Raw genomic sequence first — 24,569 nt, 5'->3', positions numbered from 1 at the left:
GCGGAGATTGCAGGTCGAGTGGCGGTTTATCAACCGGCGGATGACTCGGAGCCAAGGTGAGCTTGCTCGTCACACCCGCCACCACTATTTGTAACGGTCATTCCAATATATACTGGAATGGTCGTTACGAAAAGACTGGAGGAACGTGATGGCCAGAACACTAGCCTTTGACCGGACCCGGGTGGCGCAGCAGGCCCGCGCCGTGTTCTGGTCGCGCGGCTATGAGGCGGCCTCCATTCCCGAGCTTGAGCAGGCCACCGGACTCAGCCGCTCCAGCATCTACAACTCCTTTGGCTCCAAGCGCGGGTTGTTCGCCGCCGCCGTGGACAGCTATCTGGAGGAGATTGTGCGCCCACGCCTGCGTCCGCTGCGTGAACCCAGCGTGCAGCCAAGCGCGCTGAGGACCTACCTTGGGGACCTAGCCGAGACCTTCGCCAACCCGGGCTCGGTTACCGCGGCGAATGGGTGCCTGCTGATTAATTCGGCCAACGCCCCGATCGCCAGCGATGAACAGGTCGCCGAAATCATTGCCAGCTACCGCAGTGAATTGCATGCGGCGCTGGCCCGCGGCGTGCAGGCGGCCCTGCCCGCCGCCGCGGCGCACCGCCAGGAGGTGCTCGCCGAGACGCTCACCGGCCTGGTGGTGGCCGCCTTCGCCCTGGCCCGGATTGTTCCGGGCGAAGCGGCGCAGCTGCTGCGCAACGGGGTGGAATTGCTCGACTCCTGACCCTCCGGCGCCCGGGGGCACCCCCACCCGTGGACATGAAAAAGGCCGTGGCCTGGAAAATCGCTCGACTTTCCAGGCCACGGCCGATTCCGTTTCCCGCACGGGTGCGGCAGAGGCTTCCTAGTGGGTGTCCTCGGCGGAGATCTCGGTGCGGTCCCCGCTCCACAGGGTGTGGAAGGTGCCTTCCTTGTCGGTGCGGCGGTAGGTGTGCGCACCGAAGAAGTCACGCAGGCCCTGGGTCAACGCGGCCGGCAGGCGGTCGCGGCGCAGGCCGTCGTAGTAGGCCAGCGAGGAGGAGAACACCGGGGCCGGGATACCCAGCTGGGCGGCCACGGCCACCACGCGGCGCCAGGCCGGAACGGCCTTGCCGATCGCCTCGGTGAAGGCCGGGGTGAACAGCAGGTTCGCCGGGCTGGTTTCGCCCTTGTAGGCGGCCATGATGTCCTTGAGCAGGGCGGCGCGGATGATGCAGCCTTCACGCCACAGCCCGGCGATCTCGTCCAGCTTCAGCTCCCAGCCGTATTCGCCGGCGGCGGAGGTGAGCATGTCCAGGCCCTGGGCGTAGGAGACCAGCTTGGAGGCGAACAGCGCCTGGCGCACGTCCTCGACGAAGTTCTCCGGCAGGTTCACCTCGGCGGTGTGCCCCTGGAGCACTTCCTGGCCCACGGCGCGGATTTCGCGCTGCGAGGACAGCGAGCGGGCGAAGACGGATTCGGCGATGGCCGAGACCGGGGAGCCCATGTCCAGGCCGGACTGCACGGTCCAGCGTCCGGTGCCCTTCTGCCCGGCGGAGTCCTGGATGACATCCACCAGCGGCTTGCCGGTGGCGGCATCGGTGTGCCCGAGGACCTCGGCAGTGATTTCAATCAGGAAGCTGGAAAGCTCGCCCTGGTTCCAGTCGGCGAAGATCTTGGCCTGCTCGGCCGGTTCGATGCCAGCGGCGTGGCGCATCAGGTCGTAGGCTTCGCCGATGACCTGCATGTCGGCGTATTCGATGCCGTTGTGCACCATCTTCACGAAGTGCCCGGCACCGTCGGTGGAGATCCAGGCGCAGCACGGGGTGCCGTCATCGGCCTTGGCCGCGATCTTCTCCAGCATCGGGCCCAGGGCCTGGTAGGACTGCTTGGAGCCGCCGGGCATGATCGAGGGGCCCAGCAGGGCGCCTTCCTCACCGCCGGAGACGCCAACGCCCACGAAGTGCAGGCCCTTTTCGGCCAGCGCGGCTTCGCGGCGGCGGGTGTCGGTGTAGTGGGAGTTGCCGCCGTCGATGATGATGTCATCCTCATCCAGCAGCGGCACCAGCTGGTCGATGACCGAGTCGACCGGGGCGCCGGCCTTGACCATGATCATCACCCGGCGAGGGGTTTCCAGATTGGCCACCAGCTCTTCGAGGGTTTCGGTGCGGATGAACTGGCCTTCGTCACCGTGCGCCTCCAGCAGCGCATCGGTCTTGCCGATCGAGCGGTTGTGCAGGGCAACGGTGTATCCGTTGCGGGCGAAGTTCCGGGCGAGGTTTGCGCCCATCACGGCCAGACCTGTGACGCCAATCTGTGCAGGCATAAAATCATTTCTCCAATATGTAACCGGAAAGGTGCGCCGTCATCGCCGGGCACCTTCCGTGCCCGCACGGCTTCGTGACGTTTTTGATTCTACCGCTCGGGCGGGTCAATACCCAGAGGCAACGCCCACTTAAATCTGATTTATTTGCCTTGGGGTGTCCTGAGGTGGGCGTTTTGGGGGCATCGCTTGGATATGATGAGGCAATGGCTACCAGTCTGCATGCCCACGTGGTGGAGCACCTCGGCTCACGAATTGTCAGCGGCTTCATCCCCGCGGACACGATCCTGCTTGCCGCCGACCTGGAGCAGCAGCTGAAGGTTTCACGCTCGGTGATCCGCGAGGCCGTGCGCGTGCTCGCCCAGTGCGGTTTGGTGACCAGCACCAAGCGGGTGGGCATCCGGGTGCAGGGCCCGAGCAAGTGGAACCCGTTTGATTCACTGGTGATCCGCTGGCGCCTGGCCAGCAACCAGCAGGGCGTGCAGCTGCGCTCGCTGACCGAGCTGCGCATCTCCGTGGAGCCGATGGCCGCCGAGCTGGCCGCCCAGTACTCCCCGGCCGAGTTCCGCGAGGAGCTGATGACGCTTTCGGCGCAGATGAACCACTACGGCCGGATCGGGGACCTGCGCCGCTTTTTGGAACTGGACATCCGCTTCCACGCGGTGCTGCTGGCCGCCTCCGGAAATGAAATGTTCGCGAACCTGGCCATCCCGATCGGTGAGACCCTGCGCGGGCGCACCGACCTGGGCCTGATGCCCGAACGCCCGCACGAGGAGGCCCTGGCCTGGCACCAGGCGGTCGCCGACGCGGTGTCCAACCACGATGCGCTGGCCGCGCGCCAGAACATGGAGAACATCATGCGCCGCACCCACAGCGAGATCTGCGGGATCTGGGCCGGGCAGGAACGGCTGTTCATCGACCCGTCCGGTCCCCGCTAGCTGTACTGCCCTAGCGCTCGGCCACCGCGACGGGTTGGGTTTCGCGCAGTTCGGCCGGTGGCGCGACGCGTTCGATCAGTGGCCGCAGCAGCACCAGGCACACCAGCACCACCAGCACCCCGAGCGCCAGTCCGGCCAGCACGTCATGCAGGTAGTGGGCGCCGACCGCGACCCGGGAGAGCGCAATCAGCCCCGCGGCCGGGGCCACGATCCACAAGAGGCGCGGCACCGCCATCACGCAGGCGGTGGCGAAGGCCGCGGCGATCACCGAATGGTTTGAGGGCCAGGACCAGGAACCGGCCTCCGGGCACGCCAGCACCGTGACCACTTCCAGGGTCCGGCAGGGGCGCTCCTCGGCCACCAGCAGCTTGATCCCCTCACTGGCCGCATAGGCCAGGATGACCCCAATCCCGGATCCGGCCAGGCGCCAGAAGGCCGCCCGATCCCTTGCCCAGCCCCAGAGCGCCACCGAACCGGTGAGCACCACCAGGGCCACCAGCCCCGGCTCGGTGATCACCGCGGCCACCTGCCCCAGCGCCGGAAACTGCGCGGCCGCCCCGGAGACGCCACGGTAGATGGGTTCCCTGAAGACATAGGAGGCGAAGCCGGCCGTCGCCAGCAGGAGCAGCATCAGCAGGGTTGGCTTCAGGGCCGGCAGTGACAGGTGGGGATGCTTCGAACTCATGGATCACGAGTATACGGAGTCGGGCCTGCCCCGGGCGGCCCGCCGGTCAGCAGTGCGGGCAGACGGCACGCCACTCCCGCTGCAGGATCCGGGCGATCGTGGGCGCGACGATTGGCCCCATGGCGCAGGTGGCGCCAAGCAGCCCGGCGAACACCAGCGGCACGAGCATCAATCCCAAGGCCAGCATTCCGGGCAGTGCCCGAGCAGGATGCCCAGCGCCAGCATCCGGTAGAAAACCCGGCGCGGGGCCTTAACGCCGGCGGCCGGTCCCGGTGCAACCGCTGTTGCGCTGGAACCGGCCGTCAGAAACGGGGCGTGGTGTTGCTAGGCGAGCATGGTCGCCACGCCGTAGAGCACCATCGCGAAGATGAAGCCTACGCCACCGACCAGGGCCTGGCCCACGGTCCACACCTTCAAGGTGGTGGGCACGTCCATCTGGAAGAAGCGCGAGACCAGCCAGAAGCCGGAGTCGTTCACGTGGCCGGCGAACACCGAGCCGGCGGCCAGCGCCAGCACGATGGTGGCGACCTGGAAGGCGCTCAGGTCCGCGCTGTCCAGCACGGCCGGCTGCACGATGGCCGCGGCGGTGGTCAAGGCCACGGTGGCCGAACCCTGGGCCAGGCGCACCACGGCGGCGATCAGGAAGCCGGCCACGATCAGCGGCATGCCCACCTGCTCCAGCGAGTCGGCGATCGCGTTGCCGATGCCGCTGGCGCGCAGCACGCCGCCGAACATGCCGCCGGCGCCGGTGATCAGGATGATCGAGCACACCGGGCCCAACGCCGAGTCCACGACGGTCTCGATCAGGGTCTTGTCCTTTTTCTTGCGGAAGCCCAGCAGGTACATGGCCAGCAGCACCGAGATCATCAGCGCGACCGGGGTTTCACCCAGCAGGCGCAGCCACTGCACCCACATCGCCTCGGGGTCCACCACGCCGGCGGTGCCCAGCATGTTCAGCCCGGTGTTCAGGAAGATCAGCACCAGCGGCAGCAGCAGCAGGCTGAAGACGGTGCCCACCGACGGGGAGGACTTGAAGTCGTCCTTGTCCTGCGCACCCAGCGCCGCGTTCAGGATGTCCGGCACGGCCACGTTGAAGCGCTTGCCCACGAACTTGCCGTACAGGTGACCGGCGAAGAACCAGGTCGGGATCGCCACGAGCAGGCCGAGCAGCAGCACCAGCCCGACGTTCGCGTTCAGCAGGCCGGAGGCGGCCACCGGGCCCGGGTGCGGGGGCACGAAGATGTGCATGACCGAGAACGCGGTCGCCGCGGGCACCGCGTAGAACAGCAGCGAGCCGCCCAGACGGCGGGCGACGGTGAAGATGATCGGCAACATGACGACCAGGCCGGCGTCGAAGAAGATCGGGAAGCCGAACAGCAGCGAGGCGACCGACAACGCCAGCGGGGCGCGCTTCTCACCGAAGCGGTCGATCAGCCAGGTGGTCATGATCTGGGCGCCGCCACTGGTTTCCAGCATGCGCCCGAGCATCGCGCCCAGGCCCACCAGCAGGGCCACACTGGCCAGGGTGCCGCCGAAGCCGGAGGTCAGTGTGCCGATGATTTCACCGGCCGGGATGCCTGCGGCCACGGCGGTCAGCAGGCTGGTGAGCACCAGCGCGATGAACGCGTGGACGCGGAAGCGGATGATCAGCACCAGCAGCAGGGCGATGGCCGCCACCGCCAGACCCAGCAGCGCCGGGGTACTCAGCGTCCAATTCAGGACTAGATGATTAATTCCTAATGGTTGTCCCGTGTGTTCAGTGGTCATACGCGGTCAATGAGCGTTTGCGGGGTGCGTCTATTTTCCAGTTGTGCCAGATCCCGGCCGCCATGGCTAGTAGCTTGGACGCAACACGGGCCATGACACCGCCCAGAGTACGCGCCCCATGACGTTCCAGGCCGAGTTGGCCTTTGAGGGTGTCAAAGACGGACTCAACCCACTGACGAATCCCTCCGAAGTCCCCGAATCGGGGTGTCTCGTCCTTCCGGTCCGGGCGTAGCAGGTGAGCTTTGAGATCTGCGGTGATGAATGTTTCAAACTCCTTGCCGGCGAAGCCCTTGTCCGCCAGGATTACCTGCCCATCGGCGACCAGGTCACTGCTGGCTTCCAACATCGCTGCGATGGCTTCGCGTTCGCCGATTTTCGGGTTGGCCAGGCCCCAGACCACTGGCATTCCCTCGGGCGTGCAGAGTAGGTAGAGCCGTAAGCCCCAGAAGTACCTGGAGTGCGAAGCGCAGTACCCGTACCCGGCCTGCCCGGCCAGGTCTGAGCGTTTGACTGTTTCGCGGGACTGACCACACGGTACCGGGGTGGAGTCCAAAAGTCGCAGAACATCATGCCAGGTGGGAACGTCTTGAGCCAGCGTTGTCAGGGTGTGGGCGATCAGCGGGGCAGCGGCGCGGATGCGCTTGTTGTATCCGGATTGCTGCGGGATATTTGGGAACATCGACTTCAGGTGGGTGCGGGCGTACCGGATCCACCGGGTCTCTGAGGAGTCTGCATGAAGCAGGTGCTGGGCCACGGCCAGGCAGAGCAGCTCCGCGTCGCTGAGTAGCTGGGGTCGTCCCCGCCGTGGTCCGGTGGGCAGGTTCGGGATGACATGGTCAGTGATGAACACGTAGAGTGTTGTCAGGAGAGTGTTTAGGTTTTTGTTCACACCATAACTCTTAACACTCTCCGCTAAGCATTAAAAGGCCTCCTGAACAGATTCTTTCTGTTCAGGAGGCCTTTTCGTACCTATACGGATTTAGGACTTACTCATCTAGGTCAGTGTTCATTGTCGTCCTTGATCAATGGTTGGTAAAAAGGGGTCGACTCGTCGACCCCGCAGGGTGGGCCAGCGCCGGCTAGCGGTTATCCAGGCCCAGTTCGCCCAGGATGTAGGCAACGATTTGCTGGGGGGTTTGGTTGATGTCCACGCTGATGGCGTGTTCATCGGGGTTGGGAACTTCCAGCGTGGTCAGCTGGCTGGTCAGCAGCGAGGAGGGCATGAATTCATGGTCGCGCGCGTCCATGCGCCCGCGGATCAGTTCCTTGCCCCCGACCAGGTGAATGAAACGGGTTTCCGGCTCGTGCGCGCGGATCGCGTCCCGGTAGGAGCGCTTCAACGCCGAGCAGGCGATGATGACCGGCTGGCCGTTGGCGTCGCGTTCGGCCAGGCGCTGGCCGATGATTTCCAGCCAGGGTGCGCGGTCGGTGTCGGTCAGCGGGATCCCGGCACCCATTTTGTCCTTGTTGGACTTGGGGTGCAGGCCGTCCCCGTCGATGAATTCCACGCCCAGTCGCTGGGCCAGAAGTTCGCCGATGGTCGACTTGCCGCATCCGGATACGCCCATAATGACCATGGGCATGACCTGCTGTGTCATCTCTTCACTCCGTTGTGTTCCACTAATGTCAGACTTAAGTCAAAAACTCACGTCTTAAATCTGATTTATTCAGACTAGGCCCGGCCCGCAGGGGTGTCAAGCATCACCGGCAGTGACGGAGACCAGCTGGTTTTCAGCAACTACGGACTTTATGGTCTAACCCGAGTTTCACTAGGGGTTTGAATGGCCGGAGAACTGATTATTAACCTTCAACTACAGGTTCAAGATTTGAAGGATCCGGCGCGGCACAAAAAGATGCTGAACGTTTCCCAAGAAGTGCTTTGACTTCGGAGAATGAGCACGTAGTCTCACCACTAACTGGATCAAAACCGACCACTACAAACATTCAGACCAGTGGGGTGAACCATGGGATTTCTTGGATGGATCGTATTGGGATTGATTGCCGGCGCCATCGCCAAGGCGATCAAGCCAGGTGAACAAGGTGGCGGCTGGCTCGTCACGCTGCTGCTCGGCGTCGTAGGCGCCATCGTCGGCGGCTGGATCGGCTCTGCCGTTTTCGGAGTGGGCATCAACGAATTCTGGTCGTTGTCCACGTGGCTACTCGCCATTGGCGGTGCCCTGGTCGTCTTGGTCATCTGGGGTCTACTGACCCGCAAGAGGGCCTAACCGCCTCACTTGCTTGGCCTCGGCCCGTTAGGGTCCTAGGTCCGCTGGCCCGCCGTTTCCGGATACTTTTCGGAAGCGGCGGGTCTCGCGCGTTAAGCGCGGCCTTTCCCGGCAGACGAGACCGCCCCTTCCCGACCCTCGACGCTCGGACACCGCGACCCTTCACCACCCTCGGCCCAGCTCCTAGAATGGGCAGACGGCGCACTCCTGCGCCACCATCGCGCAGGTGAAGGGGCGGTGAGATGACCAGCGTTCTGTTTATCCCCGGCATGGGCGTGCGCTGCGCCGGAATCGATGACTACTTCGCCAAGCTCTCTGCCCACTTGAACCGGATGCGTCCGGGGTACACGCTGCATGCCTGCCGTTGGGGCGATGCCGTGGGCGCCAACCTCCTGGCCGGCGGGATATCCGTGCCCGGAGCCGAACCCGATACTCCATCCCTGGAAACAGCCACCTCCGAGAGCCTGACGAACGCCTCGACGCGAATGGAACCGGCGTTTGGCTCACTGCTGGTTCAGGCGTTGGCGCAGCGGAAGTCGGCGACGGCGCAAGCCCTGGCAGACCAGGACGGGGTGGTCCATGATCCGCGGCAATTGCATGTCCAGTTGTGGGAGCTGTTGGACTCCGATCCCCTGCTGGAGCTGGAGGCGCTCTCCCACCGCCACCAGGACGGCACGCAACCCGGCACCTCACCAGAACCCGGTACGGGATCGCGCCGCGGCGAATCCCGGGACCCAGGTGACTTGGCGCGGCTGCTGGGTGCCGGGCTGGAACCGGATACCGAGCTAAGCCGATCGCTGCGCGATGCCGGTTTGGAGTCCACGGCACTGGCGGCAGCCACCGAACTGGTGGCCAGTGACTCCTTCAGCCGTTTTGGCCGGGCCGCGCTCTCGGCCGCCGAACACGCCCAGGGGCTGGCCCGAGCATTCACCGCACTGGCCCTGCGGCACCGCGATGGGCAGCTGGGCAGCTATGCGGCGGTGGACGGGGAGCACCGCCGGGCCATTGAGGGGCAGGCAGCAGCGGTACTGCTGGCCCGGGAACTGGCCGAGCACAGCGAGTCCACCGTGACCAGCGCCCTGCTGGAATTGGTGCTGGGCTTCGCCACCCGGTGGGCGGCCAAGCGTCGAGTGCAGCTGACCCAGGAGGCGGCTCCCGCCGTGGGAGACGTACTGAAATACCTGGCGCGCGGCGAGGACCTGCGTCAATTCATCCGCCGGCAAATCTTGGACATCGGGGACCAGGACCTCATCATCATTGCCCACAGTCTGGGCGCCGTGGCAGTAATGGACCTGCTCCTGGGCGAACCCCTGCCCCAGGTGAAACAACTCATCGCGGTGGGCTCGGCATCGGGGCTGCTTTTTGAGCTCGATGCGCTGCCTGCCGGGCGTTTTGCCCCCGACTACCAGCTGCCCGCGGATTTCCCGCCCACCCATTTCATCTACGACGATCGAGACTTCCTGGCCTACCGCAGTGCCGGGCTGTTCGGCGCGAAGGCCAGCGACCACCAGGTGGATAACGGGGTGGCGTTTCCCCGCAGCCACGGCGCCTACTTCAACAACGACCAGTTCTATGCCCTGCTCCAGGACCTGCTCCCCCTCACCGGCCTCAGGGACTGAACGTTCCCCCGAACGCATCAGCCGGTGGATCCCAGGAGCTTGCGCAGTTGCCGCTTGTAGGTGGCGAACGCACTGCGGCCCTCCTGGCTCAACCCGATGTACGTCACCGGGCTTCGCCCCTCCAGGACCTTCTCCACGCTCACATAACCGCTGCCTTCCAGCTTGCGCAGGTGGGTGGCCAGGTTGCCGGAGGTCATCTGCAGCAGTTCCTGCAGGCGGGGAAAGGCGATGGTGTCCCCCACGCCCAGCGTGTTCAACACCGTCATGGTGCGCAGTCGCGCCTGGGCGTGGATCACCGGGTCCAGCTCAGACATGGCCCACCCGCAGCACCGGACCAGACACCAGTGCCGGACGGGCGGCCAGGAGCACGCCGATCAGCATCATGCCCAGCCCGCCGAGGGCACCGACCAACAGGTGGTGCGGGGACGGCAGGGCCAGGGAGAGCAAACCCACCAGCAGAATCCAGCCACCGGTGACCAGCTGCGCCCTGTCGTTCCAGATCAACGCCCCGACCGCGGCCAGTGAACCGATCACCAGGCAGGCGGCGGCCAGGGCGTAGGAGGCCAGCCCCGCCGCATCCAGCCCCGCGGCCGCCAGGCGCCATCCCAGCAGACCAGCCAGGATAAAGCTCAGGGCGAAGCAGTTGCCGTAGACGGCGCCCTGGATCATGCTCGGTCCGCGGGTGCCCTGGGCCCTGCGGGCGGAGTGGACCGCGGAGAACACGATGGCGCCGGCCACCAGGATCCCGGTGACCAGGGCCGCCAGCCACAGCGGCAACAACGGCTCGGCGCCCGGGATGAAGGCCAGGTAGAAGGCCAGAAACCCCAGCAGCCACACCGCTCCCCACAACAGGTAGAGCAGGCTGGTGTTCGGGCCCATGGCCCGTTGGGTACTGGCGCTTAGTTCATCAATGCCGCGCAGGATGGCGGCGGGTTCCAGGTGGCTCTCGTTGGCGTCCATGGTGAACCATTCCCTTGCTGGGTGTCGAAATACGCGGCGCGCTGCCAAGCCGGAGTCCCTTTCACAAACTTCTGACTTTCCAGTGGCAAGCACTTTGCATTACAAAGTTAAAGATAGCACCGAAGCGTTCCCGGCGGAAGGGGTGGGCAGGCGCTGCCCCACGGCTTGCCGCCCGGCGTTCGTCAAAGACGCACACTGTGCGCTCACAGACCGGTGAAATATACTCAACCGTAGGGTTTCGGCCTTCCGCCCCGGCCCGTCAAGGAGTGATCATGAGCGCCCAGTCCTCGCATGCCAACCACCCACTTCCCACGCCCTCTGGCATCCCACGACCGGTCTTCGGCACCGAACGCACCCGGTGGCGGGGCACCCTGCACGCCTGGACCACGCCGCTGTCCATCATCATGGGGCTGCTGCTGGTGTTGCTGGCCAATGGGACGGCGGCGGAATGGACCGCCGCGGTCTTCGCCCTGACCTCGATCCTGCTCTTTGGCACCTCGGCGATCTACCACCGCGGGAACTGGAGTGCCCGGCAGACCGCGTGGCTGCGCCGGGCGGACCACGCGAACATCTTCCTGCTGATCGCCGGCACCTACACGCCGGTGGCGTGGCTGATCCTGCCGCTGAAGCAGGCGATCATCGTGCTGAGCATCATCTGGGCCGGTGCCCTGCTGGGCGTGCTGGTGCGCACGCTGTGGCCCGGCGCCCCGCGCTGGCTGTCGGTGAGCCTGTACATCCTGCTGGGCTGGGGCGCGGTCATGTACCTGCCGGCCTTCTTTGCCGCCAGCCCCGCGGTGATGATCCTGATCATCATCGGCGGCCTGTTCTACACCGTGGGTGCGGTGTTCTACGCGCTCAAGCGCCCCAACCCGCTGCCCACCGTCTTCGGGTTCCACGAGCTCTTCCACGCCTGCACCATCCTGGCCTACCTGTGCCACTGGACCGCGGTGCTGCTGGTGGCACTGTAAGAACCCGCAGACTCTCCGCACGCGAAGAACGCCCCCGAAATACCGCTTGATGGTTTTTCGGGGGCGTTCTGCTTGCCGGGGCGCGGTTACTGCTGCGCGTACTTGCGCCGGGCGAAGCCCAGCCCGATCAGCGAAATCACCGCGATGGCCATGTAGTACAGGCTCGGGGCGTCCAGGGATCCGGTCACGCTCAGCAGCCAGGTCAGCACCAGCGGGGCGATGCCGCCCAGCAGCGTCACCCCGATGTTGTAGGTGACCGACAGGCCCGAGCCGCGGATCGCGGCCGGGAACAGGTTGGAGAGCAGGGCCGGCATTGGTCCGAAGTAGAAGGACATGATCACGCCCAGCAGCGCGATCACCACCACCATCACCGGCACGGTCGGGGTGGAGGTCATCAGCCGGAACAGCGGCCAGGCCAGCACCAGGGCGGCGATCGCCGCATAGGTCATCACCCTGGCCGGGCCGACCCGGTCGGCCAGGTGCCCGACCAGCGGCACCCCGAACAGGGTGATGGTTCCGGCCGCCACCCCGCCCAGGAACGCGGCGTCGGCCGGGATCCCCAGGTTCGTCACCGCGAAGGTGGGCATGTACAGGATCATGTACACCGAGATGGTGGCCACCCCGATGATCGCCGAGCCGGTCAACAGTCGCCCGTAGTGCCCGGCGAACAGGGTCGCCAGCGGCGCCTTGACCTTCTCGGCGGCCACGAATTCCTCGGTCTCCTCCAGCCGGGCGCGGATGTACAACCCGACCGGGCCGATGAGCAGGCCAACGAAGAACGGCACCCGCCAGCCCCAGCTTTCCAGGGCCTGGGTGGACAGCTGGGTGGTCAGCACGTAGCCGAACGCGCTGGCCAGCAGCATTGAGGCGCCCTGGCTGGCCACCTGCCAGGAGGCGTAGAACGCCTTCTTGTGCGGTGCGGTCTCGATCAGGAACGCGGTGGCGGTGCCGAACTCGCCGCCGGCGGAGAAGCCCTGGATCAGCCGGGAAAGCAGGATGATCAGCGCACCCCACACCCCGACCATCTCGTAGGTGGGGGCGATGGCCATGATCAGCGTGCCGACCATCATCAGCATCAGGGTCAGTGTCAGCGCGGCCTTGCGGCCCTTGCGGTCCGCGTAGCTGCCCAGCACCATCCCGCCCAGCGGGCGGATGATGTAGGAGATCGCGAACGTGGCGAACGTGAGGATCAGTGCGAACGTCGGATTGGATTCGGGGTAGAAGATCTTGGCGATGACCGTGGCGAAGGTGGCGTAGACAATGATGTCAAACCACTCCAGCGCCGCCCCGATGGAGGAGGAAATGACCGCCTTGCGGGCGGCCTTCAGCTGGTGTGCGGTCACTTCACGCGGTGGGCTCATGGGTGTCTCCTGGCTGTTGGGTGCGGGGCGGGCTACTGGGACAGGTCGGCGATCATCGCGTCGATGAACTGTTCGCACGCGGTGATCTGGGACAGTTCAATGAACTCATCCGGGGCGTGCGCCTGGGCGATGTCGCCGGGGCCGCAGACCACGGTGGGGATCCCGGCGCCGGCGAACAGGCCGGCCTCGGTGCCGTAGGTGACCTTGTCCTGAGCCGGTTCCCCGCCCCAGCGGGCGGCCAGTTCCACGATTTCGGCCTCCGGGGCGGTATCCAGGCCGGGAGCTCCGGCCTGGATGCTGAAGTCGACCCTGCCAGCCGGGTTCACCTGGCGCATCTCGTCCTGCAGGCGTTCGGCCTCGGCGCGCATCCGGGCGGTCAGCGCCTCGCGGTCCACGCTGGCCAGGGAACGGTATTCGAAGAACACGGTGCACAGCGCCGGGATGGTGTTCACCGCGATGCCGCCATCGATGCGGTTTACGTTCATGGTGGTGGTCGGTTCGATGAATGCCTCATCACGCTCCCCCTGGCGCAGTTCGGCGGAGACCTCGTCGACAAAGCGGGCGAAGCGGGTGGCGTAGGAGATGGCGTTCAGCCCCTCCCCGGGCAGCGAGGAGTGGGCTGCGATCCCGTGGAAGTCGACCTTGAACACGTTCATGGACTTGTGCCCGCGGATCACCCGCATGCTGGAGGGCTCCCCGACCACCGCGCCGCGCGGGGCCAGGCCGAGTTCGGTGATCTTCTCCACCAGCCCGACCGCGCCGACGCAGCCGACCTCCTCGTCATAGGAGAAGGCCAGGTGGACCGGTTCCTTCAGCCGGGCACTGGTCAGTTCGGTCAACCGGGAGAGGATGACCCCGATGAACGCCTTCATGTCGCAGGTGCCGCGCCCGTAGAGCTTGCCCTCACGCACCGCCGGTTTGAATGGTTCGCTGCTCCATTCCTGCCCGTCCACCGGAACCACGTCGGTGTGCCCGGAGAGCACGATGCCGCCGGTGGTGGTTCCGTCGTGGGCGGGGATGGTGGCCAGCAGGTTGGCCTTGGTGCCCTCGGCGTTGTGGATCAGGGTGTGCTCCACCCCGACGGCCTGCAGTTTGTCGATGACCTTCTCGATCAGCGGCAGGTTGGTGTCCCGGCTGGTGGTGTCGAGGCGGATCAGTTCATTGATTTCGTTCAGGGTCTTCTCACCCGGTGCTGCGCTCACTGCTGCTCCTGATGTGCTCGTGCGTTGCTGTTACCGCGCACCCAAGGCTGTGGCGTACGCGACGTATGTGATCAGCCCATGCTGTCACATCCCTCCGGGCCGGTACAGGCTTCGAGTCCTACTGTGACTTGGCGCGATAATGCCGCCTAAGCCCCCGGCACGGCTCCGCACGCGGCTTGACTGGCGTAGGGTCAAGACATGGAGGATGGCGAGCGGCGGCAGAACACCCCACGACGGCAGACTTCGAAACGCACGCTGTTCTGGATTCTGCGAACGCTCTCGGGGCTGGGCGTGCTGCTGCTGATCTGGGTGGCGGCGGTACTCTGGGTGCGCCTGGATGAGGCCGCGGTGCCCAGCACCTCGGCGTTCCCGGATCTGCCGGCGGAACTGGGGGTGGGCGAACCCGAGCTGCAGTGCGCCTCCGGCGGGTGCTGGCGGGAACTTGAAGTCCAGGCCGGCTCCGCCGCCGACGCCAAACGGCTCACCACGGATCTCGGTTTGGAGACCGAGCAATGTGGTACGTGGAATCCGTTGATTTGGCGGCGCACCTGCATCGGTGCCCACGTGGCGGGAACCGCGGTACGGATATACGCCCAGTACGACTACGCCGGAATCGACTGATGCAGGCACCGCCATCTGTGAACCCGTCCTGGATCAGAGAAGTTCCTAGTCATACTTCACTTTGGCACCGGAGAGTGGTTAGGTGTTGGCATGGCTACTTCCACATCAATCACCGAGACCGACCGTACATTCCTGGCCCAGTGCGTGGACTATGCCCGTGAGGCGCTGGAGGCCGGGGACGAGCCCTTCGGCTCCCTGCTGGTCGATGAGCAGGGCCAGGTGCGCTTCGCCGACCGCAACCGGGTCGCCGAAGGGGACCACACCCGCCACCCGGAGTTCGCGATCGCCCGCTGGGCCGCGGAGAACCTGGATCCCTCCGAACGTGCCGCCGCCACGGTCTACACCTCCGGGGAGCACTGCCCCATGTGTTCGGCCGCCCACGCATGGGTGGGGCTGGGGCGCATCGTCTACGCCAGCAGCAGCCGGCAGCTGATGGACTGGCACGGCGAATGGGGCGTGGAACCCGGCCCGGTGAAGCCGTTGCCCATCAACGAGGTGGCCCCCGGCCTGGAGGTCGCCGGCCCCGATGAGGAACTGAGCACCCAGATCAAGGCGCTGCACGCACGGCTGAACGGGATCAGCCAGGACTGATAGCCGCCGGACCTCTGGAGGGCGCCGCTTGTTTGGTGGCTCCCTGTCCAGGCCGGTCCGTGCCCGGTAGACTCGGTGACCCGGCCCCACGCCCCCGAAGCGAGGATTCCCCATGTCCCAGATCCAGCGCCTGCGCCCCGCGGGGCTCGTGCACTCCCGGGCCTTCAGCCATGTCGCCATCGTCCCGGCCGGGGCCAGCACCATCTATGTGGGCGGGCAGAACTCGGTGGATGAGACCGGTGCCCTGATCGGCGACGGCGGGTTTGCGGTGCAGGTGAGCCGGGCGCTGGACAATGCCGAAACAGCGCTCGCCGCGGCCGGGGCAGGACTGGCGGACGTCATCCAGTGGAACGTGCTGCTCATCGAAGGGGTGGAACCCGGGGCCGCGTACGGGGTGATCGCCGCCCGGCTGGCCGGTGCGGAACCACCCCTGGTCACCGCGGCGTTTGTCGCAGGCCTCGGCGTGCCCGGCGCGCTGGTGGAGCTTAGCGCCGTGGCCGCCCGCCTGCCCTCGGCTCAGGGGCACCAGGTACTCGAGCACTGAGCTTCAGTGGTTCGGTTCCACGTCGTAGGAGAGGACCAAGCTGCCCAGCTCGCTGGCCTGGTATCCGGTCAGCCGCAGCTGGCGGGGCGCTGGCAGCGGCCCGAAGAGTTGCTTGCCGGCACCGAGCAGCAGCGGATGTACGAACAGGCGCAGGCTGTCGATGAGATCCTCAGCCAGCAACTGGCGGGTGAGCATGCCACTGCCCAGGATCACCCTCTCCCCCTGCCCTTCGGACTTCAGCCGGCGCACCTTCTCGCCCACCTCAGCGGCAATCACTTCCGTGTGCCGCCAGGCGGGATCCCGCAGCCTCGTGCTGGCCACGTACTTTGGCGTCTGGTTCATGTGCGCGGCGATGGGGTTGTCCCTGCCCACGAACGGCCAGTAGGCGGCCATTTTCTCGTAGGTGCGCCGCCCGAACAGGTAGGCGGTGGTGGCTTCCAGCCCCTGCGCGCCGAGCGCCGCGTGGATGGCCGGGGCGTAGCGCGCACCCCAGCCGCCATGTACGAATCCGCCGCTGCGGTCCTCATCCGGTGAGCCCAGTCCCTGCATGACCCCGTCCACGGACAGGAACTCGACGGCGACCAACTGGCGCATGACGTGCTCCCCTGACTGCGAAATTCAATGGATGACGGTGCAATGCAGGCCGGCCAGGCTAGCGCCAGCGGAAGATCCGGGCGGCGATCAGCGCACAGCCCGCGGTCCACACCGCGAAGACGGCCAGCGGCCCAAGGGACACATCCGCCTCAAACCAGGCCGCCTGCAGCGATTGGGCCATCGCCCCGGCCGGGGTCAGCCCCACGACCGGTTCCAGCGCATCGGGCATCAGCGGCCCCGGGGTCCACAACCCGGCCGCGAACAGGCTGAGCATGAACACCAGCAGTCCCACCCCGTAGGCGATCTGGGCGCTCGCCGCGCGCGCGGCAATCAGCGAACCGAGCGCCATCATGGACACGCTGCCGCCAACGAACACGGCCAGCACCATGCCCGGGTGGCGTGGGGCCAGCAGCCCGAAGCTCACCGAGGCGATCGCCAGGGCCAGCCCGGCCGCGGCGACCAGCGAGATCAGGGCGATGATCCACTGGGCCAGCAGCAGCCGGAACGGCCCGGCCGGGGTGGTGTCCAGTTTGCGCAGCACCCCGTTCTCCCGGTACCCGGCCACCGAGGAGGGGTAGTTCGTGATGGCCACGCTGGTGGCCCCGACCACCAGGGCCAGCACCACCAGGTGGTCCATGGCGCTCAACCCGTCCTGCCCGAGCGGGGCGCGGGTGCCGGGGATGATGTAGGCCTGCAACAGCAGCAGGCCATTGGGCAGCAGCAGTGCCATGAACAGCATTGTCGGGTTGCGCAGGAACAGGAGCCATTCGACCCGGGTTAGTGCGAGCAGGGAACGCATGTCATTGTCCTTCCATCACGTTTTGGGCGCCGGCGTCCAGCAGCCGCAGGTAGGCGTCCTCCAGGGTGGCGCTTCCCCGGCGCTGCCCGGGCACCTGCCGGCGCAGCTCGGCCGGGGTCCCGGCAAAGCGCAGCCGCCCCTGGTCGATCACGGCCATCCGGTCACACAGCCGCTCCACCTCATCCAGCGCGTGGGAGACCAGCACCACGGTGACCCCGCCGGCGCGGATGGACTGCACCAGCGCCCAGATCCCGCGCCGGGCCTGCGGGTCCAGTCCGGTGGTCAGTTCGTCAAAGATCGCGATCCGGGGCCGGCCGACCAGGGCGGTGGCGATCGACAGGCGCTGGCGTTCTCCCCCGGACAGGGTGCCGATCCGGCGTTTGGTCCGCTGACTCATGCCCACCAGCTCCAGCAGTTCCACCGGGTCGGCCGGATCCGGGTAGAGGGCCGCAAACCAGCGCATGGCCTCGCCGACCTTCAGCGCGGCGGGCAGGGTGGTGGCCTGCAGCTGGTACCCCACATGGCGGCGGATCATCTCGCGCTGCAGTGCCGGGTCAACGCCCAGCACCGACAGCGTCCCGGCGTCGGGCTTGATCGTTCCGGTAAGGCATTCCACGGTCGTGGTCTTCCCGGCCCCGTTGGGCCCGAGGATTCCAAAGATCTCCCCCGCCGCCACGTGAAGGTCCACCCCGGCCAGGGCCCGCACGTTCCCGAAGGACTTGTGCAGGTTTTCGGCGCGGATCACCGGGTTGCGCATGCTCATGGTGGCCTCCCCTCGGCACTACTGTCACCCCTCGGTTGACAGCTATAGCGCAAGAATGACACACACCCCACGTTCCGTCAATAGGGGGATGACAATTCTGCTGCCACCGACGCCCCTAGATGAGTAAGTCCTAAATCCGTATAGGTACGAAAAGGCCTCCTGAACAGAAAGAATCTGTTCAGGAGGCCTTTTAATGCTTAGCGGAGAGTGTTAAGAGTTATGGTGTGAACAAAAACCTAAACACTCTCCTGACAACACTCTACGTGTTCATCACTGACCATGTCATCCCGAACCTGCCCACCGGACCACGGCGGGGACGACCCCAGCTACTCAGCGACGCGGAGCTGCTCTGCCTGGCCGTGGCCCAGCACCTGCTTCATGCAGACTCCTCAGAGACCCGGTGGATCCGGTACGCCCGCACCCACCTGAAGTCGATGTTCCCAAATATCCCGCAGCAATCCGGATACAACAAGCGCATCCGCGCCGCTGCCCCGCTGATCGCCCACACCCTGACAACGCTGGCTCAAGACGTTCCCACCTGGCATGATGTTCTGCGACTTTTGGACTCCACCCCGGTACCGTGTGGTCAGTCCCGCGAAACAGTCAAACGCTCAGACCTGGCCGGGCAGGCCGGGTACGGGTACTGCGCTTCGCACTCCAGGTACTTCTGGGGCTTACGGCTCTACCTACTCTGCACGCCCGAGGGAATGCCAGTGGTCTGGGGCCTGGCCAACCCGAAAATCGGCGAACGCGAAGCCATCGCAGCGATGTTGGAAGCCAGCAGTGACCTGGTCGCCGATGGGCAGGTAATCCTGGCGGACAAGGGCTTCGCCGGCAAGGAGTTTGAAACATTCATCACCGCAGATCTCAAAGCTCACCTGCTACGCCCGGACCGGAAGGACGAGACACCCCGATTCGGGGACTTCGGAGGGATTCGTCAGTGGGTTGAGTCCGTCTTTGACACCCTCAAAGGCCAACTCGGCCTGGAACGTCATGGGGCGCGTACTCTGGGCGGTGTCATGGCCCGTGTTGCGTCCAAGCTACTAGCCATGGCGGCCGGGATCTGGCACAACTGGAAAATAGACGCACCCCGCAAACGCTCATTGACCGCGTATGACCACTGAACACACGGGACAACCATTAGGAATTAATCATCTAGGGCAGCGGAAAGGATTTGGGAACGCAGCTGCTGGTGGCCGGGATCATCCGGATGACGTACCAGAGCACGCACGTGCCGCCCTGGGCGAGCACCCCCAGCAGCAAGAGCCACGGGTTCAATGGCCCGAAGCCCAGCAGGACGCCAGCGCCGGGAAGCGCCACGGCCAGCACTCCCAAGCCCTGCAGGATCCGCCAGCTGCCGCCCACCGCCACGCTGCGCAGTTCCGCCTGCGCCCGGCGGTCCCAGATCAGCGCGGCGACTTCGACCAGCACCAGGCCAGCCAGGATGCCCGCACCGAGGGCGGCGGCCCCGGACTGACCGGTGGCGCGCACCGCCTGCACCAGGCCCAGCACCGCCAGCAGCAGGAGCACCAGCTGCAGCGTCAGGGCCAGCTGCGCCCAGGGAGCCGGGTCGCTGCGCGTGCGGTCCTGCGCCTTGCGGGCGATGTGCGCCCAGGCGTCGGCCCGATAGCGGCGCTCCACATAGCTGGTGATGCTCAACCCCACAATGGGCCCAAGCAGTGGGGTGAAAAGGTTGGCGCTGATGCCCAGCAGGAAGATGATGGCGGCGGCCAGGATGATGGGCGAGGCCGCCAGCTGCAGGAACATGGCCAGCAGGTAGTAGCGCCGGGCCGGCGCGAAGTCGACGGGGTGCAGCAGCGCGGGCGCCTGCCCACGCAGCGGTTCCCGCCGGCGCGGACTCATGACCCGCCGAGCCCGCCCTCGGCGCGCACCCGCTGCCCGTTGCGGCCGATCTCGTACACCTTTTGGCGTGAGACGCCCAGGCTAGCACCGACGGCGATGGCGCTAAAGTCCTCCAGCAGCCCGTCCACCGCCACCGCCCGGACCACCGAGGCACGGGAGACCAGGTAGGCCGAATGCGCGGCGACCTCCCCGGCCAGCAGCGCGACCGCCAGCAGCCCGCCGAAGGGCTGCTCCCAGCCAGGCGTGTTGGAGCGCATTGCCGCATCCAGCTGTGCCCCGCCATCGGCGATGGCCTGGGCCACCAGCTGCGGCCGCACCCCGGCCTGCTCGAAGCGCGCGGCGATCTCCTGGATCTGTTCGGGCTCGCGGTGGGCCAGGACCTGTTGCCAGGTGGTGCTGGTGGTCTCGAGCCTGCGCCCGTTGCTCATGATCTGCCCGCCTTTGCACTCAACCGGCCGGTGGCCATCTGTCAATAGGGAGTTTACTCGCTTCCCGGTCCCGCCGATAGGGCTAGGCGGGGAACAGTCCCCAGGCGGCCAGCAGCAGGGCCACCCCCAATCCCAGGTCCAGCACGAAGCAGAATTCGGTCAACGAACGCTCGACCACCTTGTTGCGCACAAAGTGGATCACATCCCACACGCAGTGGCTCAATGCGGCCGCCGCGGCCAGGTAGGCGGCGAGCACCGGCTGGCTCAGCATGGCGCTGAGCGCCAGCGCGCTGAAGCCCAGGAAGGCGACGCCCTGCAGCACCACTTCCCCGCGCCGCCCGCCCGGGGCGCGCACCAGCCCATAGAGGCCCACGCCGATCCCGAGGGCCAGGCCCGCCACGGTCTTGTCCACTCCGGCCAGCGCGGCGGCGAACACCACCACGATGCTCAGCCCCACCATCAGCCAGCCGGCCCGGGCGAAGCCCAGGGCCGCGGCCCCGAGGTAGCACATGGCGGCCAGGATGATCACCAGCGAGGCCAGGTGCGCGTCCGGCCCATCGGAGATGTTGGCCAGGAGCGCCAGCAGCCCCACGACCGAGGGCCAGCGGGCCCAGATGAGCCGCGGCAGTGTGGCAAGACCCGCGTTCGACTGCCGTTGCCCGAGCCCTGCGGGGGCGAGTTGTCCATCCAGGTTTTCATGCCGATTCTCCATGGCCAGTCCATTCCCGCCGGCGGCCGCACCCTCGGGTTTCCGCGGCCGCCGACTCATTTTGTCAATAGGGTATTGACACAGTAGGCCCGGCGACTTACGGTGTCAACCTAGGGGTGACACAACGGGGTGTTGCCCACGCCGAAAGGTTCAGGAAGATGTACACGCTAGCCCCACTGCTGCTGACCGACGACCCGGACAGCGCCCTCAACTGGTACCGCACCGCCCTGGGCGCCACGGTGGTCGGCCAACACCGGCGCGCCCCACGCGGCCCGGCCCAGGAAACCACCCTGGACATCCACGGCGCGGCGGTGCTGCTGCGCACCCTGGATGACCCAGCATCCTCCACCACGGCACCGAACGGGCCGGTCAGCCTGCACCTGATGGTGGATGACGTGGACGCGGTGGCCCACGCCGTGAAGCTGACCGGGGTGAAACTGCTGACCGAGCCGCAGAACCATCAGGAGCAGGGCCGGGTCGCGGACTTCTGCGACCCCTTCGGCCACCACTGGCACCTGCGCGCCCCGGGTCCGGCGACCCCCAACCGCGCCCGGCGCACCCGCGCCGAACGACGCGAGCTGAACCGGGAACGCTGGCACACGCTGCGCGCGGTGGCCCGGGCGGGACTGGCTGAACCCTCGCGGGAGGCGATGGACACCATCCCCGAATACCGCAAGGTGCGCGGGGAGGCGCTGCGCTACCTCACCCTGCGCAACGTCAACCGCTGATGATCCTTCGCCCCGTCGCGCACGTGGCCGGGCGAAGGATCCGCCCGCCACCCGGTCGGCACCGAGCACTGCTGGCGGCAGACACGGCTGCGCAGCAGCAGAGGCCCTCACCGAACACCTCACACCGGCTACCCCTGGGCGCGGCCCAGCTTCCAGTAGCCGGAGAAGGTGACGTTTGATTTGGGCACTCCGCGCTCGGAGACCAGGTGGCGGCGGGCACCGGTGGCCAGCGCGGACTCCCCGACCGCGAAGGCGTAGAGGTCCGCGTCCAGCGGCAGCTCACGCAAGACCGGCAGCGCCGCGCTGCCCGGGGCGGCGCCCGGCTCACGCACCAGCCAGCGCACGTTCATCCCCTGGGGCGCTTGTACGTCCTGGCGGTCGCGTTCATTAAAGAGTTCAATCAGCGCCTCACCCACCGCGTCGCGCGGCATGTCCCGCAGGATCCCCAGCGCGGCGGGCATCGCGCTTTCATCGGCGATGATCAGCTGCCGGGCCGCGGGCACCGGGTTCCAGCCGCACCCCTGGTCGATGAAGGCCACCGGGGTGCCGGGCTGCACGCTTGCCGCCCACGGCCCGGCAACCCCTTCGGTGCCGTGCACCAGGAAGTCCACGTCCATTTCCCCCGCACCGGCGCGGAATTGGCGGATCGTGTAGTTGCGGATCACCGGGCGGGTGCCCTTGGGCAGCGTCAGGTACTTCAGGTAGCCGCCGACCCCGAACTTTGCGGGCAGGTTGTCGAAGCGGGAGTGCGAGTCCAGCGGGATGGCCAGCCGGAACCACTGGTCAAAGCCCCGGTATTCGAAGCGCTGCAGGTCCTGCCCGCCGAAGGTCACCCGGGTCATGTGCGGGGTGATGCGTTCACTGCGCTGCACCTGGCAGCGCACCAGCCCGGAATCGGCATGGGTTACGGCGATATTGCTCATCGCGGCGTCCTATCCGCCGGCACCCGCCGGGGAACGTGGGCCCTGATGGTCCGCCGGCTTCTGTCGTGGCCGAGGAACCTGGTGGCCCTCGCTTGGCAGGGCGCCACGCAGCGAAAGCCGTGGCGCCAACGGGCCAGCCACGCTCCCACCGTGCTCAGCGGCGGGGCGGCCGGCCAGGAGCACAATTCAATGCACGCTGCTCCACGTCAATAACCGTTGCCGCCCATTGTGTCCCGCGGCGAACCCGAACCGCAAGAAAAGGCCGCCTGGGGCTGGAACAGGCACTACCCGGGCTGGTCGCCGCGTCCGAGCACGGCCACCAGAAAATCACTGGCCGGGCCATGCAGCTGCCAGGTCGAATAGCGCTGCTGCAGCCGCAGCCCGCATTCGGCGGCATCCGATTCGAACGTGTCGAAGTCATAGCCGCGCCCGGCCCCGAAGCCGACCACGAGCCGGCCGGTCGGCGCCAGGTGCCCGGCCAGGTGGCGCAGGGCCGGCAGCCGCTCGTCCTCGGCGAGGAAGGTCAGCACGTTTCCGGCGCTGACGATCAGGTCGAACTTTCCGGGTGCGTCCTGCTGGCCCTGCAGGTCCAGGCTGGCGAGGTTGCCGACGAACCACTGCGCCTGCGGGTAGTCTTCCCGGGCCACGGAGATCAGGTGTTCATCCAGGTCGACGCCCACCACCCGGTGGCCCTGGGCGGCAAGCCAGCCGCCGATGCGACCGGTGCCGCACCCGGCATCCAGGATGCGGCTGCCGCGCTCGGCCATCGCGTCAATCATCCGGGCCTCGCCGTAGATGTCGCTGCCCTCGGCGGCCAGCCGGCGCCAGCGCTGCGCGTAGTTGTGGGCATGGTCCGGATTGGCTCGAACGGCGGCAAGCCACACGTTTTCCCTAGGTGCACTCATGGCCCCAGTATCCCAGCGCAGCCCGGTGAGAATGAAACCGGTATCGGCTGGATCTGCCGACAGGCAAATATGGCGCGGGCCGCGGCACCGGGAATCCTTGTCCCGGCACCGCGGCCCGCGCTCTGTGCCGAACACCTCGGCGGCGCCGCCGATTAGCGGGTTTCGTGCACTCCCACGGCGATGGCCAGGTCCTGCCAGGACATTCCGGTCCCCTTGAACACGTTCGGCCGGTCGGTGGCCCGCTGGATTTGGCCGCGCACCAGGTCCCGCAGCGTGTGCAGCGACTCGGCCGAGAGGTCCGGGTCCTCGGCCATGGCCTGGATCAGGTCCCCGGCCTCGCGCAGGGCGGTGTCCACTTCCTCCACCACGATCAGCGCCCGGCCCATCAGGTTCGCGTCCAGTTCCCGGAACTGCGGTTCGTGGGAGCCCATGGCCACCACCGCCGCCCCGTCCTTGATGCGCGATCCGTCAAAGAGCGGGTCGGTGGCGGAGGTGGCGCACACGATGATGTCCGCCTGCCCCAGGTCCGCCTCGGTGGTCGCGCGCGCGGCCAGCCCCAGCTGCCGGGTGCGGGCGATCAGCTCCTGCACTTTTTCGGGGTTGCGCCCGGAGACCATCACCTGCTCCAGGTCGCGGATCTCTGCCATCGCCTGGATGTGGCCCCAGGCCTGCGGGCCGGTACCGTACACCAGCAGGGTGCAGGCCTGGGGCGCGGCGAGCCGGTTCACCGCGGCGGCCGAGACCGCGGGGGTGCGCAGCGCCGTGAGCAGCGAGCCTTCGATCAATGCCTGCGGGGTTAGGGTCAGGGCGTCCATCAGGATGTAGGTCGCCTGGATCCGCGGGCGGCCATGGGAGGGGTTCTGCGGTCCCACGGAGGCGACCTTGATCCCGGACCATTCACCGATCGTGGAGGGCATCAACAGCAGGTGCCCGGTGCCGGCCGGGGCGTGGAAGCGGGCCGGATCATCGGCCGGGTCAAAGTCCCCGCCCAGGGCCTGCTCGATCAGCTGGCGGGCGCGGGCCGGGGTGATCGCCGCGGCCACCTCATCGGCGCCGTACCAGCGCGGGGCGTGCTCGGTCATTGTGCTCATC

The 24,569-nt window shown here is 67.0% G+C and carries 29 protein-coding genes; 10 read left to right on the top strand and 19 right to left on the bottom strand.

Features of this window, described 5'->3' with window-relative positions; all coding sequences use genetic code 11:
- The first annotated feature begins 148 nt into the window (after window positions 1-148).
- Entirely contained in the window at window positions 149-727 is a 579-nt protein-coding gene (locus tag AC6I21_RS07090; RefSeq protein ID WP_138173838.1) for a TetR/AcrR family transcriptional regulator, read from the top strand.
- 120 nt (window positions 728-847) lie between these two features.
- Here the strand turns inward: AC6I21_RS07090 and gnd are convergent, their stop codons facing one another.
- Window positions 848-2,287, bottom strand: a complete 1,440-nt coding sequence (gene gnd, locus AC6I21_RS07085) for an NADP-dependent phosphogluconate dehydrogenase (RefSeq protein ID WP_346922082.1) — start codon at window positions 2,285-2,287, stop codon at window positions 848-850.
- 203 nt (window positions 2,288-2,490) lie between these two features.
- On the opposite strand from gnd, the gene AC6I21_RS07080 reads away from it, so the two are divergent.
- Window positions 2,491-3,222: a FadR/GntR family transcriptional regulator gene (locus AC6I21_RS07080; protein WP_497763336.1), complete on the top strand. Its 732-nt coding sequence runs from the start codon at window positions 2,491-2,493 to the stop codon at window positions 3,220-3,222.
- 10 nt (window positions 3,223-3,232) lie between these two features.
- Here AC6I21_RS07080 and AC6I21_RS07075 read toward each other — a convergent pair whose 3' ends face one another.
- From AC6I21_RS07075 to AC6I21_RS07055, 5 genes are all read right to left on the bottom strand, one after another.
- Complete coding sequence (locus AC6I21_RS07075) at window positions 3,233-3,907, bottom strand: phosphatase PAP2 family protein (RefSeq protein ID WP_497763335.1); 675 nt, start codon at window positions 3,905-3,907, stop codon at window positions 3,233-3,235.
- A gap of 46 nt (window positions 3,908-3,953) precedes the next feature.
- Entirely contained in the window at window positions 3,954-4,085 is a 132-nt protein-coding gene (locus tag AC6I21_RS07070; protein ID WP_497763334.1) for a hypothetical protein, read from the bottom strand.
- A 146-nt stretch (window positions 4,086-4,231) separates the two neighbouring features.
- Window positions 4,232-5,674 carry a GntP family permease gene (locus AC6I21_RS07065; protein ID WP_497763333.1) on the bottom strand — a complete coding sequence of 481 codons (1,443 nt, stop codon included), beginning with the start codon at window positions 5,672-5,674 and terminating at the stop codon, window positions 4,232-4,234.
- Window positions 5,664-6,563, bottom strand: coding sequence for an IS982 family transposase (locus tag AC6I21_RS07060; RefSeq protein ID WP_396276687.1), 900 nt, complete (start codon window positions 6,561-6,563; stop codon window positions 5,664-5,666). The genes AC6I21_RS07065 and AC6I21_RS07060 overlap by 11 nt, the downstream gene beginning before the upstream one ends.
- Window positions 6,564-6,753: 190 nt before the next feature.
- Window positions 6,754-7,272 (bottom strand): gluconokinase, encoded by a 519-nt coding sequence (locus AC6I21_RS07055; RefSeq protein WP_346922078.1) that lies wholly within the window; start codon window positions 7,270-7,272, stop codon window positions 6,754-6,756.
- A 366-nt stretch (window positions 7,273-7,638) separates the two neighbouring features.
- Here AC6I21_RS07055 and AC6I21_RS07050 point away from each other — a divergent pair, with 366 nt between their 5' ends.
- Window positions 7,639-7,899 carry a GlsB/YeaQ/YmgE family stress response membrane protein gene (locus tag AC6I21_RS07050; RefSeq protein WP_346922077.1) on the top strand — a complete coding sequence of 87 codons (261 nt, stop codon included), beginning with the start codon at window positions 7,639-7,641 and terminating at the stop codon, window positions 7,897-7,899.
- Window positions 7,900-8,141: 242 nt separating this feature from the next.
- Window positions 8,142-9,518 (top strand): RBBP9/YdeN family alpha/beta hydrolase, encoded by a 1,377-nt coding sequence (locus tag AC6I21_RS07045; RefSeq protein ID WP_346922076.1) that lies wholly within the window; start codon window positions 8,142-8,144, stop codon window positions 9,516-9,518.
- Window positions 9,519-9,535: 17 nt separating this feature from the next.
- Here the strand turns inward: AC6I21_RS07045 and AC6I21_RS07040 are convergent, their stop codons facing one another.
- Together AC6I21_RS07040 and AC6I21_RS07035 are read right to left on the bottom strand one after the other, a co-directional pair.
- Complete coding sequence (locus tag AC6I21_RS07040) at window positions 9,536-9,832, bottom strand: transcriptional regulator (protein ID WP_346922075.1); 297 nt, start codon at window positions 9,830-9,832, stop codon at window positions 9,536-9,538.
- On the bottom strand, window positions 9,825-10,478 hold the full coding sequence (locus AC6I21_RS07035) for a hypothetical protein (protein WP_346922074.1): 654 nt from the start codon (window positions 10,476-10,478) through the stop codon (window positions 9,825-9,827). Before AC6I21_RS07035 ends, AC6I21_RS07040 begins: the two co-directional genes overlap by 8 nt.
- A gap of 272 nt (window positions 10,479-10,750) precedes the next feature.
- On the opposite strand from AC6I21_RS07035, the gene trhA reads away from it, so the two are divergent.
- The gene (gene trhA / locus AC6I21_RS07030; RefSeq protein WP_346922073.1) at window positions 10,751-11,446 is read left to right on the top strand and encodes a PAQR family membrane homeostasis protein TrhA; all 696 of its coding nucleotides are present in this window, start codon (window positions 10,751-10,753) and stop codon (window positions 11,444-11,446) included.
- Between the two features lie 86 nt (window positions 11,447-11,532).
- Here trhA and AC6I21_RS07025 read toward each other — a convergent pair whose 3' ends face one another.
- Both AC6I21_RS07025 and argE read right to left on the bottom strand, forming a co-directional pair.
- On the bottom strand, window positions 11,533-12,807 hold the full coding sequence (locus AC6I21_RS07025; RefSeq protein WP_138173818.1) for an MFS transporter: 1,275 nt from the start codon (window positions 12,805-12,807) through the stop codon (window positions 11,533-11,535).
- Window positions 12,808-12,839: 32 nt separating this feature from the next.
- Window positions 12,840-14,009, bottom strand: coding sequence for an acetylornithine deacetylase (argE, locus tag AC6I21_RS07020; protein ID WP_497763332.1), 1,170 nt, complete (start codon window positions 14,007-14,009; stop codon window positions 12,840-12,842).
- 198 nt (window positions 14,010-14,207) lie between these two features.
- On the opposite strand from argE, the gene AC6I21_RS07015 reads away from it, so the two are divergent.
- The 3 genes from AC6I21_RS07015 (at window position 14,208) to AC6I21_RS07005 (ending at window position 15,765) form a co-directional block, all read left to right on the top strand.
- A complete protein-coding gene (locus tag AC6I21_RS07015; protein WP_497763331.1) occupies window positions 14,208-14,630 on the top strand; it encodes a hypothetical protein in 423 nt (140 codons plus the stop codon).
- Between the two features lie 90 nt (window positions 14,631-14,720).
- Window positions 14,721-15,221, top strand: a complete 501-nt coding sequence (locus tag AC6I21_RS07010) for a nucleoside deaminase (RefSeq protein WP_497763330.1) — start codon at window positions 14,721-14,723, stop codon at window positions 15,219-15,221.
- A 112-nt stretch (window positions 15,222-15,333) separates the two neighbouring features.
- Window positions 15,334-15,765: a RidA family protein gene (locus AC6I21_RS07005; RefSeq protein WP_497763329.1), complete on the top strand. Its 432-nt coding sequence runs from the start codon at window positions 15,334-15,336 to the stop codon at window positions 15,763-15,765.
- A gap of 3 nt (window positions 15,766-15,768) precedes the next feature.
- Here AC6I21_RS07005 and AC6I21_RS07000 read toward each other — a convergent pair whose 3' ends face one another.
- The 3 genes from AC6I21_RS07000 to AC6I21_RS06990 are packed head-to-tail and all read right to left on the bottom strand — an operon-like array spanning window position 15,769 to window position 17,921.
- Window positions 15,769-16,359, bottom strand: a complete 591-nt coding sequence (locus AC6I21_RS07000) for a dihydrofolate reductase family protein (RefSeq protein WP_497763328.1) — start codon at window positions 16,357-16,359, stop codon at window positions 15,769-15,771.
- A 58-nt stretch (window positions 16,360-16,417) separates the two neighbouring features.
- Complete coding sequence (locus tag AC6I21_RS06995) at window positions 16,418-17,158, bottom strand: ABC transporter permease (RefSeq protein ID WP_497763327.1); 741 nt, start codon at window positions 17,156-17,158, stop codon at window positions 16,418-16,420.
- A gap of 1 nt (window position 17,159) precedes the next feature.
- Window positions 17,160-17,921: an ABC transporter ATP-binding protein gene (locus AC6I21_RS06990; RefSeq protein WP_497763326.1), complete on the bottom strand. Its 762-nt coding sequence runs from the start codon at window positions 17,919-17,921 to the stop codon at window positions 17,160-17,162.
- A gap of 224 nt (window positions 17,922-18,145) precedes the next feature.
- On the opposite strand from AC6I21_RS06990, the gene AC6I21_RS06985 reads away from it, so the two are divergent.
- Window positions 18,146-19,045 (top strand): IS982 family transposase, encoded by a 900-nt coding sequence (locus AC6I21_RS06985; protein ID WP_396276687.1) that lies wholly within the window; start codon window positions 18,146-18,148, stop codon window positions 19,043-19,045.
- Window positions 19,046-19,076: 31 nt separating this feature from the next.
- On the opposite strand, the gene AC6I21_RS06980 is transcribed toward AC6I21_RS06985, so the two are convergent.
- The 3 genes from AC6I21_RS06980 to AC6I21_RS06970 form a co-directional block, all read right to left on the bottom strand.
- Window positions 19,077-19,784, bottom strand: coding sequence for a hypothetical protein (locus AC6I21_RS06980; RefSeq protein ID WP_497763325.1), 708 nt, complete (start codon window positions 19,782-19,784; stop codon window positions 19,077-19,079).
- On the bottom strand, window positions 19,781-20,212 hold the full coding sequence (locus AC6I21_RS06975; RefSeq protein WP_497763324.1) for a hypothetical protein: 432 nt from the start codon (window positions 20,210-20,212) through the stop codon (window positions 19,781-19,783). The genes AC6I21_RS06980 and AC6I21_RS06975 overlap by 4 nt, the downstream gene beginning before the upstream one ends.
- Window positions 20,213-20,294: 82 nt before the next feature.
- Entirely contained in the window at window positions 20,295-20,924 is a 630-nt protein-coding gene (locus tag AC6I21_RS06970; RefSeq protein ID WP_497763323.1) for a hypothetical protein, read from the bottom strand.
- Window positions 20,925-21,079: 155 nt separating this feature from the next.
- Between AC6I21_RS06970 and AC6I21_RS06965 the strand changes: the two genes are divergently transcribed.
- Entirely contained in the window at window positions 21,080-21,649 is a 570-nt protein-coding gene (locus tag AC6I21_RS06965; RefSeq protein ID WP_171021107.1) for a VOC family protein, read from the top strand.
- Between the two features lie 128 nt (window positions 21,650-21,777).
- Here the strand turns inward: AC6I21_RS06965 and AC6I21_RS06960 are convergent, their stop codons facing one another.
- From AC6I21_RS06960 to AC6I21_RS06950, 3 genes are all read right to left on the bottom strand, one after another.
- Window positions 21,778-22,572, bottom strand: a complete 795-nt coding sequence (locus AC6I21_RS06960; RefSeq protein ID WP_497763322.1) for a siderophore-interacting protein — start codon at window positions 22,570-22,572, stop codon at window positions 21,778-21,780.
- Between the two features lie 284 nt (window positions 22,573-22,856).
- Window positions 22,857-23,477, bottom strand: coding sequence for a class I SAM-dependent methyltransferase (locus AC6I21_RS06955; protein WP_138173795.1), 621 nt, complete (start codon window positions 23,475-23,477; stop codon window positions 22,857-22,859).
- Between the two features lie 152 nt (window positions 23,478-23,629).
- Window positions 23,630-24,568, bottom strand: a complete 939-nt coding sequence (locus AC6I21_RS06950; RefSeq protein WP_497763321.1) for an ornithine cyclodeaminase family protein — start codon at window positions 24,566-24,568, stop codon at window positions 23,630-23,632.
- Window position 24,569: the final 1 nt, after the last annotated feature.

Source organism: Glutamicibacter sp. St.4D3 (genome assembly GCF_059728615.1).
This window is presented reverse-complemented; position numbering and strand designations above follow the sequence as displayed.